The sequence below is a fragment of the Spirulina sp. LEGE 11439 genome (genome assembly GCF_059821285.1).
Window position 1 is genome coordinate 272,540 of record NZ_JCAMRX010000002.1, and the last position, 14,060, is coordinate 286,599.

General features: G+C 43.4%; 14 protein-coding genes. 6 read left to right on the forward strand and 8 right to left on the reverse strand.

What is annotated here, in order from left to right:
- The coding region (locus AC6RV6_RS02570; protein WP_500238734.1) for an Hpt domain-containing protein at positions 1-2,223 on the reverse strand (2,223 nt) is incomplete at its 3' end.
- Between the two features lie 181 nt (positions 2,224-2,404).
- Positions 2,405-2,770: a sll0565 family protein gene (locus tag AC6RV6_RS02575; protein ID WP_500238735.1), complete on the reverse strand. Its 366-nt coding sequence runs from the start codon at positions 2,768-2,770 to the stop codon at positions 2,405-2,407.
- A 128-nt stretch (positions 2,771-2,898) separates the two neighbouring features.
- Here AC6RV6_RS02575 and AC6RV6_RS02580 point away from each other — a divergent pair, with 128 nt between their 5' ends.
- The gene (locus AC6RV6_RS02580) at positions 2,899-3,174 is read left to right on the forward strand and encodes a DUF6439 family protein (RefSeq protein WP_500238736.1); all 276 of its coding nucleotides are present in this window, start codon (positions 2,899-2,901) and stop codon (positions 3,172-3,174) included.
- A gap of 11 nt (positions 3,175-3,185) precedes the next feature.
- On the opposite strand, the gene AC6RV6_RS02585 is transcribed toward AC6RV6_RS02580, so the two are convergent.
- Both AC6RV6_RS02585 and rlmD read right to left on the reverse strand, forming a co-directional pair.
- Positions 3,186-3,629 carry an ATP-binding protein gene (locus AC6RV6_RS02585; RefSeq protein ID WP_500238737.1) on the reverse strand — a complete coding sequence of 148 codons (444 nt, stop codon included), beginning with the start codon at positions 3,627-3,629 and terminating at the stop codon, positions 3,186-3,188.
- 425 nt (positions 3,630-4,054) lie between these two features.
- The gene (gene rlmD / locus AC6RV6_RS02590; RefSeq protein WP_500238738.1) at positions 4,055-5,431 is read right to left on the reverse strand and encodes a 23S rRNA (uracil(1939)-C(5))-methyltransferase RlmD; all 1,377 of its coding nucleotides are present in this window, start codon (positions 5,429-5,431) and stop codon (positions 4,055-4,057) included.
- Positions 5,432-5,581: 150 nt separating this feature from the next.
- Here rlmD and AC6RV6_RS02595 point away from each other — a divergent pair, with 150 nt between their 5' ends.
- Together AC6RV6_RS02595 and AC6RV6_RS02600 are read left to right on the forward strand one after the other, a co-directional pair.
- Positions 5,582-6,067 (forward strand): bilin-binding protein, encoded by a 486-nt coding sequence (locus tag AC6RV6_RS02595; RefSeq protein WP_500238739.1) that lies wholly within the window; start codon positions 5,582-5,584, stop codon positions 6,065-6,067.
- 75 nt (positions 6,068-6,142) lie between these two features.
- Positions 6,143-6,583: a hypothetical protein gene (locus AC6RV6_RS02600; protein ID WP_500238740.1), complete on the forward strand. Its 441-nt coding sequence runs from the start codon at positions 6,143-6,145 to the stop codon at positions 6,581-6,583.
- A 41-nt stretch (positions 6,584-6,624) separates the two neighbouring features.
- On the opposite strand, the gene AC6RV6_RS02605 is transcribed toward AC6RV6_RS02600, so the two are convergent.
- Positions 6,625-7,431: a hypothetical protein gene (locus AC6RV6_RS02605; RefSeq protein WP_500238741.1), complete on the reverse strand. Its 807-nt coding sequence runs from the start codon at positions 7,429-7,431 to the stop codon at positions 6,625-6,627.
- Positions 7,432-7,522: 91 nt separating this feature from the next.
- Between AC6RV6_RS02605 and AC6RV6_RS02610 the strand changes: the two genes are divergently transcribed.
- Positions 7,523-8,020, forward strand: a complete 498-nt coding sequence (locus AC6RV6_RS02610) for a tetratricopeptide repeat protein (RefSeq protein WP_500238742.1) — start codon at positions 7,523-7,525, stop codon at positions 8,018-8,020.
- Between the two features lie 99 nt (positions 8,021-8,119).
- Here AC6RV6_RS02610 and AC6RV6_RS02615 read toward each other — a convergent pair whose 3' ends face one another.
- The 3 genes from AC6RV6_RS02615 to AC6RV6_RS02625 form a co-directional block, all read right to left on the reverse strand.
- Positions 8,120-10,345: an O-linked N-acetylglucosamine transferase, SPINDLY family protein gene (locus AC6RV6_RS02615; RefSeq protein ID WP_500238743.1), complete on the reverse strand. Its 2,226-nt coding sequence runs from the start codon at positions 10,343-10,345 to the stop codon at positions 8,120-8,122.
- A 90-nt stretch (positions 10,346-10,435) separates the two neighbouring features.
- A complete protein-coding gene (locus AC6RV6_RS02620) occupies positions 10,436-11,098 on the reverse strand; it encodes a type IV pilin-like G/H family protein (protein ID WP_500238744.1) in 663 nt (220 codons plus the stop codon).
- Between the two features lie 106 nt (positions 11,099-11,204).
- Positions 11,205-12,536, reverse strand: coding sequence for a class I SAM-dependent methyltransferase (locus AC6RV6_RS02625; RefSeq protein WP_500238745.1), 1,332 nt, complete (start codon positions 12,534-12,536; stop codon positions 11,205-11,207).
- 550 nt (positions 12,537-13,086) lie between these two features.
- Between AC6RV6_RS02625 and AC6RV6_RS02630 the strand changes: the two genes are divergently transcribed.
- Positions 13,087-13,290 carry a TLTLP motif-containing protein gene (locus AC6RV6_RS02630; protein ID WP_500238746.1) on the forward strand — a complete coding sequence of 68 codons (204 nt, stop codon included), beginning with the start codon at positions 13,087-13,089 and terminating at the stop codon, positions 13,288-13,290.
- A 164-nt stretch (positions 13,291-13,454) separates the two neighbouring features.
- Positions 13,455-13,976 (forward strand): inorganic diphosphatase, encoded by a 522-nt coding sequence (locus AC6RV6_RS02635; RefSeq protein WP_500238747.1) that lies wholly within the window; start codon positions 13,455-13,457, stop codon positions 13,974-13,976.
- Positions 13,977-14,060 lie beyond the last annotated feature (84 nt).

Here is a 14,060-nt window from a genome sequence, read left to right on the forward strand (position 1 = left end):
AACCATTGGCGTGTCGAAGGCATCTCCTAATAGGTCTTCAAGGGCGTCAGTATCTTCGCTCTTACTGCTTTCTTCTCCTGCAAACAAGTCGAATAATTCTTCATCGGGAGAAAATTCAGAAATACTCTCTGCGATCGCAGTTTCGGGAATATTTTCCAATAAAGCATCGAGATCTTTGATTTCCGATTCTTGACCAGTCATGTTTTCGTCCCCTTCGAGAAAGGCTATAAATTCATTATCTTGTTCTGCTTCGAGAGCGTCCGCAGATTCTAGAGGGCTTATCGTAATTTCTATATTGTCCCCTGTCTCTGCCGCAGGGATTAAAGTTGTTGCATCCAAGCCTGAAATTAGCTCGTTCGCGTTGTTTTTGACCTCATTCTTGCGAGGTTGGGCATGAGTGCGATCGCTAAAATCTGTTGATAGGGTTTGACCGCTTAAAAATGCTTCTAAGTCGTCCATCTCTTCAATATCGTCACCTTCTCCGTTTAACAACGCATTAAATTCATCATCCACATTGAATCCTTGTCCTCGGTATTGCCCGGGATCTGCAGGAGTTATTTCAATATTGAAGGTATCGTTTTGTACGAAAGTTTCAAAGGGATCGAAATCTTCTGAGTCAAGTCCAATGTCTGCCGGAGAAGAAGTTGTCTCACTCGAAACTGAAATATCAAGCAGATCGCTCATATCTTCCCATTCGGATAATTCTGGGGCAACTTCTTCTTTGTCGGGAACTGAAGCCAAGGACTCCTCACTTTGAGGATGGGTTGGCTCGGAGCGATCGGGGAGATCGAAGTCGAAAGAGTCGGGTTCAAGGAGATTATCGGTGTCACTATCGCTGACATCGGAGAAGATTGCGCCTAAGTCTTTGTTGAGATCCTCGTTCAATGTTTTGCTAATACTTGCAGGCTCTTGACTGGCGTTCGGAGACAAAAATTCTGGCGATTCTCCGGCGAATTTGGGGGCGGTTGCCAAGTTTTCGTCTTCTTCAAAGGAAAATCCTTCGCCGAACAAGTTATCAAGAGAATCCAAATCATTTTCGAGGGTTGTAGATTCTTCATTTCCGCTTGTTCCGAAGGCGAGAAGTTCGCGATCGCTTTGGGAGTCTGAAGGGAGATCGCTTTGAGGATCGACAAGTTCTGTTTCTGCTAACGCCAGATCGCCGCCAAATAAATCCTCTAATTCGTGCTTGAGTTCGGGATCGCTATCGACAGATCCGCCTAAGTTCTCTGGGGATTCTGGCGCGAATAGCTCCTCGAAATCGGTTTCAGTGAGAGACTGTTCTTTAACATTGACCAATTTGTTATTGTTATTGATAAATTTGCGAGAATCAATAACTTCTTCTTGCCAAGTTCCTTCCAGATTGAGAGCATCGCCTTCAAATAAGTCGGCGAGGTCGTTCAGTTCGCTGGCGGTTACTTCTGATATCTCATTTGAGGAGGTGAGGGGGGTAACCTGTTGAGCGAGGGCAAGAAGTTCGGGACTCGGAGCGATTTCGGTCTCTTCTCCTGCTACTAAGTGAGCGACGGCTTCTTTGAGATCTCGGACGATCCACTGTGTGGTGTTTTGATAGTCATTTTTTGGATAGGCGATCGCGGTTTGGGCAACTTCGAGAAAGTAAGTCCATTCCTTCCGAGTTGAGGACTGTTCTAACTTAGCGAGATGGCGACAGAAGCTTTGAATGTGGGTACGGCGATCGGGGGAGTCTCCTTGTTGTTGCAATTCGCTAATTTCGGCGAGGGCTTTGAGGACTTCCTCTTGTAGGGTTTGAGGCAGGGCAGAAACGCCATCAATGGGAGATGTTCCCGTTGCCAGTTTTTCGAGATGTTGGGGGATGCGATCGAAGAGAGGGTGAACTTTGGCCATCACTTTTTTGGCAAAGTCTTCGGGAATACTGAGGGTTTCTTCCAGTTTGTCGATCAGGGTTTGTAAGGCGTTACAAACCTGAGAAATGAGGGCGGTTAAAGTCTCATCAACAGTTAAGGGCGATGATTTGAGGGATTTAAAATAATCTTCAAGATGATTGGCAAGGGAGCGAATATTTTCCAACTCCAGCATTGCCGCGCCCCCTTTGATCGAATGAGCGCCGCGATAAATTTCTTGAATTTGTTCGGGATCGTCTACGGTTTCTTGGAAATTTTGCAAGCTCTGAGCGATCGCTTCGAGGTGTTCTTGGGCTTCCAAGATGAAATATCCCGTAATTTTTTGCAGTTGTTCCGCATCCATTTCCCTCTTTCCTCGAGCCTGAATAAATCTTGGCTCTCTCCAAACTGAATAGTTTTAATTTAGCGAATATTCGCGCGATCGACATCCTCTGGCGGAAAATTTATCTTGTGACGTTCTCTCTCGTTAACTTTTGCAGATTAATTTGTTGCACTTCTGAATAGATTTCCTTGTAGTCGGGAATTCAGGATTGAGAATTCATCATCGAGCGCAATAATAAACCGAGTAAAACCCCCAAACCCCCAAAGCGTACCGCCATCCAAAATGGTTCTCGCAACTGCTTCCAACGAAAAAGATGACTTTCTAAATTCAGGTCGAGCAATTCAATCTGTTGGGCAATTTCTGTAAGTTCTGGGTATAAAGGATGGCGTTTATTCGGCTTTTTTTTTCCTCTGTTGAGTTCTCGTTGTTTTTGCTGTAGCCTAGCTAATTCTTTTCGATCTTCTTTAACTTCACTGTAACGCTGTCGCAACTTGGCTAAAGTTTCTTCAGCTTCAATGAGGGCATTTTCAAATTCTTGCTCAAACTGGCGCTCTTTCTCGGCAGACATCTTAAACAATGAATAATTATCAATTATCAATTATCAATGGCAAGAAGAGAATGAGCAATAGGCAAAATCAAAAAACCGATCTTTAACGATTAAACTGGTAGAAAGGAAATTATTCTATCCTGAAAATTATGTCAGAAATTGCCACTCCCCCAAAAACCGAACTTCTGCAAGACTTTTCTACTTTGGAACTCGCTCAAGCCCTCGCCGATCGCCTTGCCATTACTCCTAACGACTGGCATCGCCTCAAAGCCGATCGCAAAGCACAAGCCGGACAACAAGCTACAGCCGCCTTGGTTTTTCTCCTCAGCGATCGCAAAGACGACGCGATCGCCCATCTTCAACAAGCAACGGGATGGTTGGATCGCTCGCTCTCCGCCCCACCTTGCCCAACCCACGGTAAGTAATAAAAAAAGAGTCAGCGCCAGATCGGTCGTTCGCGTTTGACTCTTTTGGATAATTTTAATTCGGTACCTTGGTGATTCCAGTGAACTTGGTCAAAAATTTGATGCAGCAAACATAAACCTCGACCTTGTTCTGATTCTTCTGGAGGGAGTAGATCTTCAGGATTATTCGGACAATAATAACTGGGTTCAAATCCCGTCCCTTGATCGGTGATAACCCAAGAATACAAGCCATCCGTTACGGAAAAGCGAACGCAAACTTGTTTGCTGGGATCGAGATTGTTTCCGTGTTTGGCTGCATTGACCAACGCTTCTTGCAGTCCTAAGCGAATTTCCGGCTGCCATTCGGTCGGAATTTTCGCTAACAGAATATCCAATACCGGACACAAATAAAGAGTAGAAGCGAAACTAATCGTTGACCAGCTTTCTTTTTTGACAGGCAGTGAAATAGAAATCACGAAAATTTACCTCTAACTCATCTTCACAGGAAACAATTGCACTCTTTTTCCGAGAACATTTTTAAGCATGATTCTGGGAAAACATGGCAAAGGTTTTTGATGCTGTCATTGCTGAATTCCTTAAATGATTAGGTTCTAAAATCGAAATTTTTTCTCGCGAACGTTTTCCTTGCATTTAAAAATTATTCTCAAAAATCGATCGCAGATTTTTGAATTGAGGCTTGCAGACAGTCAAGCTCTTCCTTTTTGCAAGAAATCTTCACGGGATTGCAGGAAGATTGCGATTCCGCAACACCCATTCATTATCTCAGAAAATTGGCTTTCTATTCTTTTATTATAACAAAGTAGTGCATGAGGTGGCGATTTTCCCGACTTGACAAAATACATTAAAAATGATAATGTCCTTGCTCAAATCTAAAACTCGTTTAAGGCGTAGAATGTTGGAGAAAAGCCGCACATTCAACGTGAGCCGTCTGGGGGAAAAAATCAACGGGCTGGAGATCGGTCAAGCGATACAATTCCGACTGGCAAAGAATTTTTAAATCTCGGGCGAGGGTTGCGGGTTTGCAACTGAGATAAACAAGGCGCGAAGGTTTGAGCCGCAAGAGGGTTTCGAGGACAGCGCGATCGCACCCTTTGCGAGGGGGATCCAAAAATACAATGTCAGGAATTTCTGACTGACGAGGAAGCCAGTCTTCCACGGCGGCTACCTCAAAGCGAACATTAGCGATCGCATTAAGAGCGGCGTTTTCTCGTGCTTGTTCTACGGCAGCAGCTTGTGCTTCAATGCCCACCACCTCGCGCACCTGTTGGGCAAAGGGCAAGCTAAAAGTCCCAATCCCGCAATAAGCATCTAACAGACGCTCTGAACCTTGTAAGTTGAGTTTTTGGAGAATGAATGCCAATATTGCTTCTGCGGCTTCTGTATTGACCTGAAAAAAGGTTTCTGGACGTAAATGCAACGCCAATCCAGCAAAGATTTCTCGCAGATAAGGCCGTCCCGCCAAACATTCTGTGCGATCGCCAAAAATTGTATTGGTCGGGTAAGGATTGTGGTTGAGACAAACACCCACCAAATTTGGATATTTCTGCATCCACGCCCGAGCCAACGCCGAGCGATCGCGCAACTGTAAATCCGTCGTGACTAAAGTTAATAAAACTTCACCCGTATGCCGTCCGATTCGCAGGGCGAGATGGCGCAATTGCCCTTGTTTGCGTCCTTCGTCATAAATCCTCCACCCTTGCGTCTCAATATCTTGCTTGATTTGCGCGAGGAAGGGGTTTAAACGGTTATCTTGAATCGGGCATTGATTGAGATTGACAAGTTGATGACTGCCTTTGCGGTAATATCCAGTCTGCACCTTTCCTCCTTCAGAAATTCCCAAAGGATAGGTCGCTTTATTGCGATAGGTTAAAAAATCTAATTCCGAAAGAAGGGGAGCAACCGGAGGCTCAGTAAATCCGCCGATACGCTGGAGTGCTTGTAATACAAGATTATGCTTGATTTCCTGCTGATAAGAGGAATGAATGTGCTGCCACTGACAACCTCCGCATTTGTCTGCCACGATACAGGACGGGCGCAGGCGATAGGGGGAAGGATGAAACACTTTTACGAGTTTGCCATAAGCATATTGCGGTTTAACTCGCAGCAACCGGACACTAACGCGATCGCCTGTCACTGTATCGGGAACAAAAACCGCTCTTTCTCCCCATCGTCCCACTCCATCGCCGCGATCGCTGACATCGACAATTTCCACTTCAATTAAGCTGCCCTGTTGCCAATTTGCTTCCTTGTTTCCCATGAGAAAATTTTAAGATTTATATCAATTTTGGGGCGATTGATTAAAAATTGTAAACGCGATCGCCCCAATTAGGTCGCAAAACCGACAATCTCTTTCTTTCTGACCCTCCGAATCGCTAAACTGACAATTGATATTTATTATGTTGTGATAATGAGCGTCGTTAGTAACGTTATCTTAAAAGCCGATGATGAACTCCGCTATCCCAGTAGCGGCGAGTTAACCAGCATCGATAACTTCCTGCAAACTGGAGAGCAACGGATGCGGATTGCCGAAACCCTAGCCGAAAGCGAGAAAAAAATCGTCGAGAAGGCTAGTAAAGAACTCTGGAGAAAGCGTCCGGACTTTATTTCCCCCGGTGGTAATGCCTTTGGTCAACGCCAGCGCGCCCTCTGCTTGCGGGACTATGGTTGGTATCTCCGCCTGATTACCTATGGTATTTTAGCGGGAGATAAAGGCCCCATCGAACAGATCGGGGTCATTGGGGTAAAAGAAATGTACAATGCCCTCAACGTTCCCGTTGCCGGGATGGTTGAAGCCATTAATTGTTTAAAAGAAGCCTCACTAGGATTGCTCGGGGCAGAAGATGCCAAAGCTGCCGAACCCTATTTCGATTACATCATTCAATCTTTGTCCTGAATTGGACGAGACGCGATCGCCCTATATCAACAGGGCGATCGTTACGATATTATTACGCTTTTTCCGAGAAAATTCGTGCCGTTCCCAACCCGTCTTTTAAGTCTTTCCCTCGGCATTTTATTAACCCTGCACGTCGTTTTGGGTTGGTCGGTAGCAGATGCAAATTCTCGCCCGTTAATCTGGTTGCTGGTCGGTTTTTTATTATTGTTAACAGCATTAGTTTTTACTGCTCCCAGTAGTATCGTTCGCAAAATTCTCACCAGTCCCATTCGTTCGGATTCGCGCGCGTTTATTTCGGTTATTCTGATTGCCTTTGCAACCGTTGTTTTAGTGGCATGGATTCACCATGTCGTGCAGTTAATTGCCCTGTTTGCAGCAGCCTCCTTAGTAAGATTGGAACTGCAAGAAGCCAACTTCGGAGAATGGCAAGCCTTTAGCTTGTTTGCGATCGTGAGTTTGACAGGTTTTAGCGCAGGAATTCTTGTCCATCAGTTATTAGTTAATCTTTCACAATGATTGTCTAACATTCCTTCTTTCCTCCTCAAAATCCCAATCTTTTAAGGATTAGACGGTAAGACAACTTGAAATCTTCCGTCTGGGTTTTGAATAATGTTTCCACCAGACTTATAGATATTTTCTATGGCAATTTTTTGCGTTTGTTCGTCTGAAGCCTGTTCGAGAACCATACCCCATGCTGCAACTTGAGTTGCTTGAATATTGGGGTTACTGGCTAAAAAGATGGCAGTATCGCGAGATCTTTTCGAGATCGCTTGACTTTGAGAATCGCCATAAGTAGAAGCCCAATCTGCGGCTTTCGTAAAAGTTTTTTGTGCAGCTTCGAGATCTCCGAGAAAGAGAATTTCATTGATGCCTTTATTCCGCAAGGCAAAATAAGAATATTTAGGAGTTTGCGAGGTTAATTGCTCAATTCCTCGTGTCATAATTTCATCTGTTTCTTGAGGTTTGGCCGCATGAATTGCACCACTGGTTCCCAGAAAGACATAGGCTGCGAGAAAGCGAGGATCGCGAGCGAGAATGATACGAAAATAGTCTAGAATAAGGGGATAGCCTGTAATATCACGAGCAGGATAGTCGCCAAAATATTGAAAAAATCGTAATAGCTCCCAATTAGCAAGAAGATTGTCAAACCCAAATACAGGAATCCGTTGAGCAAGTTGCAAGCGAGTTCGTTCTAATTCCTCTTCGCGTTGCACTTGTTCTGGAGTTAGCGTATTTTCGCGGTTGACGATCGCCTCGAGTCGGGGACGCTGCAACATAATGACGGCGAGAAAACATAGCGCGATCGCGAGAGAATTCCAGAGAGGAGAAGAACGAACCAACAAGGATAAATTGAAGCGAGACATGGGGGCGATCGTTTAAGATAAAACTTGGACAGCTTAAAATTGTAACGTTACCATCAGTATAGCAATATCGAGGAGCATTCCTCATTTAATAATGGTTAAACCAATTCAGCGCGTTATTATTGTTGTTTCTGGTCTGGCTTTTCTCAGTTCGATGGGAATTATGGCAGCTAGCGTATTCAGTGGTAACTCAACTTCTCATAATTCGGGACAATCGGGACAAGAACAACTCAATAGTGAGTTATTGGCACAAGAAAACGGCTATGCTGCTGTATTAGAACGCGAACCTGACAATGAACTTGCGCTACAAGGCTTGATCCAAACGCGCCTTGCTCTACAAAAATGGGAAGAGGTAATAGAACCCCTCGAAACCTTAGCAGATCGCTCTCCAGATAGCCCGGAAGTTTGGCAAGCACTGGCTGCCGTTCGCATTCAATTGCAAGATTATGAAGGTGCGATCGCACCAATGGAGAAATTGCTAGAATTAGATCCAGAGAATGAGGAACTCAAAAATCAACTCGAACAACTCAAACAAGCAGCAGAAGGTCAACCATCAGAACAACCACCAAATTCACCGCAGCCATCAGAATAGGAACAATTTCTCTTAGGAATAGCTTGCAAAAGAAGCGATCGCTATCCAATTGCTCCAATCCAAAAATACTGAATCTGAACTGGTATCGGTCATCAAAATTCAATTTTTCTGCTTATAAATATCCCACATTTGTTCGTAAGATTTTTCCATCTCTCGTGCAAATTGTTTACCATTCCAAAGAGGGGCTGTATTGCGGGATTGTCGCAATTTCCAAGCTATATTTTGGCGTAATGCTACATCTTGTCCCAAACGAACTCCCCACTCAATATACTCTTCATTGCTCCGCGCAATCCCTTCTGTGATTCCAGCATTCATCATCATTGTATAACTATTCCGGGCTGAGAATTGTTCCCCAACTTTAGTGACCAACGGAACGCACATCCACAAGGTTTCTAATGTTGTTGTCGCACCATTGTAAGGGTAAGTATCCAAAACTACATCCATTATACCTAAATTGGCACGATGAATGGCTTCCGTCTTATCAATATCTAAAAAACGCAAGCGATCGCGGGCAATTCCTTCTTCTTCTGCCAGAGAAAAAAAGATGTTTTGTAGCGCTTTCTTATCTGAAGTTCCTTTAATACAAAAATAACTTTTTGGGACTTCCTTAATAATTTTCAGTTGTAAGCGAATTGTTTCCAAATGGCGTTTGTATCCAGTTTGAGCGCTGTAATAAATAACAGCATCTTCTTCAACTCCCAGATCGTCGCGTCTCAAGGTAGGCGGATCGACTTCAAATCCATCTATGGCAATATAAGTATGGGGCAAACGCCAAATTTTTTCTCGATAATACTCTTGTGCGCTGTCGGGTAAAACGTAGGGATCGGCAATAAAATAATCAATGGTGGGAAGCCCCGAAGCATCCCATCCCAACCAAGTGACCTGAATGGGAGCGGGTTTGAGAGAAGCGATCGCAAAAGAAATATCTACGGTAATGCTATCTAAATCGATCAAGATATCAATTTTATCCTCAGATATTTTATTAGCGATTTCCTCATAGGAACTAGATTTGTAAAATTCATTGGCTTGGCTAATATACCATTCTTCTAAAGGAGTTCTCGCATTGCGATCGCCAATTAAATATTCATAGATAGTAAACTTTTCGCGATCGTGGTACTGAATTAACCATCTTGCCAACCATCCGACAGAATGCTCTCTCAGACAAGCAGAAAGATAACCGATTTTCAAACGCCTAGATAATTCTCCTTCTCTATCTTGTTGGCGTTTTTGAATATCTCGAGCAAATATTTGAATTAACTTTTCATATTGAATCGTCGTGTTTTCTTGACAAATTTCTACAATTTTATTTTGAACGCTCCGATTCTCTTTGGGTGAATCTTGAAAGTAAGGTGCAAAAAAATAACTGTTAAATAAGCGCGAAATTTGAAGTTTGCTTAAATCTTGAGGACGTTGCGCGATCGTTTCTTGAATTAATTCTTGATACTCTTGAAAGAGGTTGCCGGATTCCTCCCAGTATCCACCTGCGCTCATTAAAGCTCTTAATAATGTATTCTGGGCAAAAATTTTATCGGCAAAAGATGCAACAAGATCAACATACTGCCGAGCGATTGCAATTCCTTTTTCGTACTGCCTGGAATCTTGATACAGTCTTGTTAAATAGTTAGTTACTTCTGGATCTTCGGGATATAATCGCAAGGCCAACTCTACTAATTTAGCTGCAATTTTCGGCTGATGCTGTAAAAAACCTATTTTTCTAGAAGAATCGAGTAATATTTTGAAAAGGCTGAATTTGCGATCGCTATATTGAATAAAGTCTACACAAATTTCTGCCAATTCCAAAGAAGAAAAATCAAAGGGAGCGATATCTAGAATTTTTTGTAGTAACAATAAAAGCCGATCGCATTGGTTTGGCTTTAAAGTATTGTGTTGCAAAAGTTCTTCAATATCGAGCGATCGAATGATTTCACTGCTATAATTGCCAAGTTGAATGGCCAATTCTAAAAGATACAAACCATTATCGAGATCGGTGGGTGCAATTTCTTGTATTTGCGTGCGAATTTCCCAAGCCATTCTCTCATTTTTCTCTTGCTCTTGCCTTTGTGCAGCTTGAAGAAGAATTTCTGTTAACTCTTCATTCCAGCTTTCGACTTGCTCTGTTGTACCTTCGAGCATTTTTAGCAGCCAAGTAGTTTGTGCTTCCTCAGCTTTACCTTGCAAAAGTAACATCAAACCCAAGTACCAATAATTAGTCGGTTTTTGAGGCTGTGCGGAAATTGCCCGTTCGTAACACTCGGCGGCTCGATCGAAATCTCCAGCCTCGTAAGCATTTTGACCGTATTGTTGCCAGTCAATTTCAATAGTCATACATTCACCAATTAACCAATAAACTAAAGAGTGGGTAGAATTTTTGCGTACTACCCACTCTCATTTCTCATATTAGCCAACTAATTTTTACTAACCGCCAAGGGATTTCCAACCCACAGGGTTAGCACCACCCCAAATGTTTGCGTCAATTGGATTAGCACCAGCACAGTCTTGCTCGAAAGCAACACCTGTATCTGCTGGAGCATTTCCCGGAAGGCCAACAGGTCCCGCAAAAGTTGCCCCTGCTGCGACTACCGGTGCAGCTACAGCCGCCGGATTGATTGCTTTTGACTCGCAAACCACAGCAATAGAAGTTGCTTCACCACCTGCTCCCGTAACACCGATACCAACGGCTCCCACATAAGCTCTCAACGCATTCGCAATGGGATCGCCGTAAACTAGAACATTATTATGTTTATCGAGAGCAACATCCCCAGAACCCTTGATATAGTATCCATAGTTAGTGGTAACGGGGTCAATCCCAAGACCGAGGTTTGCCGGTATTGTGGTAAATCCACCCGCCTCGAGCAAGTAAGCCTGCTCGCCTCGAGATAACGCGCCCACGTTGTTACGTGCTTCTGCTTGCTTCGCCTTAGCTGCTTGACCCAACAAGGAAGGGAGGGCGATCGCTGCCAAAATCCCGATAATGATAATAACGACCAACAGTTCAATCAGCGTAAAACCTTCGTCGCCTTTTTTGTTTTTGTTGAAATACTGCAGAAATTTTGTTTGAAATTCCGGTTTGAGGTTCATATTTAATGCTCTCCGCGTTATTGTTGATAAGATTTTACGTCCCATCTATTAGGTAACTTACCCAGATTTTTTAATTTTGCGATCGCCTCCTCCCAAAATTTTTTCTTTACGACTGGGCTAAGGAGGTATAGCCGAGACTTTCCAAGCCAGTTAGCGTACTTTGCAGGAGTTGGAAAGCCTCAGTGTGAGTCGTTGGCTCTAAGGTTTCTAAATTAACAGGTCTGAGGGTTTGCCAACGTTCGATCAAAGCAGAGAGAGATTGAGGGGAATCCCACAAAAGCGGAAAAAGACAAGAGGCGATCGTGATATCGAGGGAAACAGTCTGTCCTCCTGCAATGGGAATGGTTTGGCTGACGGGAAATAATTGCAATTTCTGGCGCGCTTCTTTTAGAACTGTCCGCATTAGAGGCATTTTGGCGATCGGATGCAGATCGACGATCGCTGTCTCCCAATCTTCATCCTGCCATTCTGCTACAGGAGTGAAGGAATGAGCGCGATCGCGATGACCGCACCAAAAATCCAAGAGACGATGAACAGGATGCAGCAACTCAAACAACTGTAACTTTTCTTCAAGAGTAGCTTCGGGTAAAGTCAATGCCCAGAATACAGGTAAATTGTCGGGTTCTTTAAAAAGCTGCTCGATATCCCATTGTCGCCAATTCACCATGCTAATGAATTCAAGATCGGCTTCCCTTAAAAGAGAAAACATATCGGGAATTGTAAAGCCGCGATCGCCTTGCAAGAGTTGATTGCTTAACAATCTTGTCGGGCTTTTTTCCTTTTCTAATTCTTCTCTCCACGTTGTTTTTTTGAGATCGACCCAATCCTGTAACGATTTCATAGTTTCTACCGCAGTTTCTAAAGCCATTTCTTCGGGATTATCATCCATTAATCCCATCGTCGCAAACAGTTTTTGGGCACGAAAAAAATTCCTGCGCTGATATTGGCTGTGCAAGTTACTGCGAATAATCCCATCTGGTTTTAAGACTGCTTTCATTGCCTGCAACCCTCGGGCAGGATCGGGAATTAAATACAGCACTTCATCGCAATTAATGTAGTCAAATTCTAAGCCTAATCTCGGTAGATCGTAGAGAGAAAGTACAAAAAATTCTACATTCTTGAAATTGTAATGTTCTAAGCGCTTGCGAGCGAGTTCAATGGATTGCGCGGAGAGATCGACTCCGACAATTTTTGCCCCCGGATTGGCATAAGCTAACGCTAATGATTTATAGCCCGTACCGCATCCCGCATCTAAAATCAGTTTTCCTGTAGAATCAATGAATTGGCGATTTCTCAAGTAATATGAGGTTGCTAGGCTGTGATTATATAGCACGCCCAAATCATCTTTGGGAGATTTATCCAAGGAAACTTGAGGATAGGGTCCAAAATCAAATTGCTTGCGAATTTTATCAATAATTTCTGGGTCTTTTTCTGGCATGATTCAATTATACTGATGATTTTTGAGTCTTTTTTCAAGATTCCCACTTTTCGGGAACAAATTAAATCTCTTGCTCATTTTCCAATCCAAAAAGCTATACTTCATGGCTTACGCAGTTAAACGCGATTTCGCTCCTCTTGGCTTTTTGAGAGATTGAGAGATCTTAATACTCAACCCTAAAGTGTAGTCATTATGAGTTTATATAATTAAGTTTGAGCGCATTTATCGCTAAGCGATCGTACTCTGTTTGCGAGCATTGGCAGCGAACGGAAAAAAAGAACATTTCGTAAAATCCGTCACAACCTTCCCAGAAAAGGAACTGTAGAGTTATTCATACCCTCCGATTGCTTATCTTGATGCCGCCGAAATTTTCTATCCTTAAGTATGGATAGCCTTTTCGGTGGTTTCATTTCATGGGGAGATCGCTCGATATCGCGATCGCGGCAGTTGTTAGTCCTTGTCGAAGATTCCTAAAGTTAGTTGTACTTGAGACAATCTCTAGCCGAGATATAGCTACAATAGAAGTAGAATATTGAGTCCCTATATTTTCATGGAATCGAGCGATCCGTCTGTTAAAACGCCTTTAGAATTGCCAACTCAAAGGTGGGCTGGAATTTTAGGGGTAGCGATCGCGATTTTAACCTTGGTTGTTCCCACCTTTGCGATCGCTTACTATTCATCCCTGAGTCCCAAGGATTTTCTCTCGCCAACAACAGACCGACCACCATCTTCACAGGAAATAATTTCAGTTTGAACGATCGCAACTGGAATTATCCCCCTCATCATTTTCTCGTGCAAGAGTAACGCAAAGTCCCGATTGCTGGTATTATCTTTGAGGCAACCCCGATTGTATAAGAGGGGATAGCGATTCTTGTCGCTAATTTTTGAGCTAACTATTTTTTTGCGTGGAGTAAATTTATGGATTTATCGCGGATTCCTCCTCAACCCGAGCCGGGTACCATCAATGTTTTAATTGAAATTCCCGCAGGTAGTAAAAATAAATACGAATTTGATAAAGATCTGAATGCTTTTGCCCTCGATCGCGTCTTGTACTCTTCCGTACAGTATCCCTACGATTACGGTTTTATTCCCAATACGCTTGCCGATGACGGCGATCCCTTAGATGGAATGGTGATTATCGACCAGCCTACCTTCCCGGGTTGCATCATTCCCGCCCGTCCCATTGGCATGCTGGAAATGATCGACGGTGGCGATCGCGATGAAAAGATTCTCTGCGTTCCCCTCAAAGACCCCCGCTATAACCAAGTCAAATCTCTAGAAAATATTGCTCAACATCGTCTTGACGAAATCGCCGAATTTTTCCAAACCTACAAAAACCTCGAGAAAAAAACAACCGAAATTTTGGGTTGGAAAAATGTTGCTGAAGTTCTGACCCTTGTTGAACGGTGTATTCAAGCGGACGCATCGGGAAAGCATTAAATCGCGAAACGGATATTTAGCAGGTCTCTATTCAGACTGAGATATCAACGAATAGAACAATCCGTAATTTGGAGATCGTTGTTC

What these genes read in the sequence shown, in the direction of transcription:
- AC6RV6_RS02575 (WP_500238735.1), bottom strand. Translation starts at nt 2,770, where the DNA reads ATGTCTGCCGAGAAAGAGCGCCAGTTTGAGCAAGAATTTGAAAATGCC.
- AC6RV6_RS02580 (WP_500238736.1), top strand. Translation starts at nt 2,899, where the DNA reads ATGTCAGAAATTGCCACTCCCCCAAAAACCGAACTTCTGCAAGACTTT.
- rlmD (WP_500238738.1), bottom strand. Translation starts at nt 5,431, where the DNA reads ATGGGAAACAAGGAAGCAAATTGGCAACAGGGCAGCTTAATTGAAGTG.
- AC6RV6_RS02595 (WP_500238739.1), top strand. Translation starts at nt 5,582, where the DNA reads ATGAGCGTCGTTAGTAACGTTATCTTAAAAGCCGATGATGAACTCCGC.
- AC6RV6_RS02605 (WP_500238741.1), bottom strand. Translation starts at nt 7,431, where the DNA reads ATGTCTCGCTTCAATTTATCCTTGTTGGTTCGTTCTTCTCCTCTCTGG.
- AC6RV6_RS02610 (WP_500238742.1), top strand. Translation starts at nt 7,523, where the DNA reads ATGGTTAAACCAATTCAGCGCGTTATTATTGTTGTTTCTGGTCTGGCT.
- AC6RV6_RS02615 (WP_500238743.1), bottom strand. Translation starts at nt 10,345, where the DNA reads ATGACTATTGAAATTGACTGGCAACAATACGGTCAAAATGCTTACGAG.
- AC6RV6_RS02620 (WP_500238744.1), bottom strand. Translation starts at nt 11,098, where the DNA reads ATGAACCTCAAACCGGAATTTCAAACAAAATTTCTGCAGTATTTCAAC.
- AC6RV6_RS02625 (WP_500238745.1), bottom strand. Translation starts at nt 12,536, where the DNA reads ATGCCAGAAAAAGACCCAGAAATTATTGATAAAATTCGCAAGCAATTT.
- AC6RV6_RS02630 (WP_500238746.1), top strand. Translation starts at nt 13,087, where the DNA reads ATGGAATCGAGCGATCCGTCTGTTAAAACGCCTTTAGAATTGCCAACT.
- AC6RV6_RS02635 (WP_500238747.1), top strand. Translation starts at nt 13,455, where the DNA reads ATGGATTTATCGCGGATTCCTCCTCAACCCGAGCCGGGTACCATCAAT.